The sequence below is a fragment of the Nevskia soli DSM 19509 genome (assembly GCF_000711955.1).
GTDB lineage: Bacteria > Pseudomonadota > Gammaproteobacteria > Nevskiales > Nevskiaceae > Nevskia > Nevskia soli.
This window is the reverse complement of sequence record NZ_JONR01000088.1, coordinates 1-1,114: the sequence shown is the minus strand read 5'-3', so window position 1 is coordinate 1,114 and position 1,114 is coordinate 1. Positions and strand designations below refer to the sequence as shown.

The 1,114-nt window shown below is 65.3% G+C and carries 1 protein-coding gene; it reads left to right on the top strand.

Features of this window, described 5'->3' with window-relative positions:
• The first annotated feature begins 130 nt into the window (after positions 1-130).
• Entirely contained in the window at positions 131-919 is a 789-nt protein-coding gene (locus tag BP26_RS0122505; protein WP_157572713.1) for a hypothetical protein, read from the top strand.
• The last annotated feature ends 195 nt before the right edge of the window (positions 920-1,114 follow it).

The following is a 1,114-nucleotide window of genomic DNA, read 5'->3' as shown; positions in this document are numbered from 1 at the left end:
CCAAGGGCTACGGCAAGGAAAACCCCGTCGCCACCAACAGCACCGACGAAGGCCGCGAATACAACCGCCGCGTCGAACTGCACATCCTCAATTGAAACATCCGAAAACACTGAAACAGGGAAATATGCACATGCGTAACAAGATGCTCAAAACCATGACCGCGCTCGCCGCCAGCCTGGTCCTCTTCGGCTGCACCTCCAACGGCGAGGACGTTGCCAGCGGCGGCGGCATCATCGGCGGCGGCAGCAGCAGCGGTGGTTCCAGCGGCGGCCTCAGCAATGACGGCAGCACCCCCACCAACATCACCCAGGGCGGCAAGCCCGTCACCGGCAACTTCATCTGTACCCAGGGCGCCAAGGCCTACGGCAACGTCACCACCCAGGTCGGCAGCAACGGCCTGGTCGGCGGCCTGCTGACCGACCTGCTCAACCGGCTCGGCGCCACCACCGTGACCCAGCTGCTCAACAGCGTCAGCAACCCGGACAACGTCATCGACGGCAACCTCGATACCTACGCCTCGGTGTCGCTGACCCTGGGCCTGCTCGGCGGCCTGCTCGACTCCGTCGACGAATCGGTGGTCCTGCCCAGCGGCGCCTCGGTGCCGGCCGGCAAGTTCGCGGTCTACGGCCTGACCTTCCCCAAGGGCACGGTGAGCCTGTCGCTGCTCAGCCGGGTCAAGGTCGCGACTTACCTCAACAACGTGGCGCAGGAGAGCAACACCCTGGACCAGAACGCGCTGGCCCTGCTCGGCGCCATCGGCGGCAGCACGCCGGCGGCGGCGTTCGTCGGCGTCAAGACCACCAAGGCCTACGACCGCGCCACCATCTCCCTGACGCCGGGCCTGCTCAGCGTCAACGTAGGCGATGCCATGCGCATCCACGAGCTGTGCACCGACGGTGATCTGGTGACGGCTCCCTGAGAAGTTGCCAGGGACTGGCGACCCCCGGGAAACCGGGATCAACTCCCATTGACGGGAGCGCAGCAGGAAGGGGCCGCCATGCGGCCCCTTTTTATTGACCCTGACCCGTCCTGTCCTGGGTTGACACCTTTTCCACCAAGAAGAGGCGAGTCAATGACGACAGGCGTTAAGCGGACACAGCGGGACTACACGCTG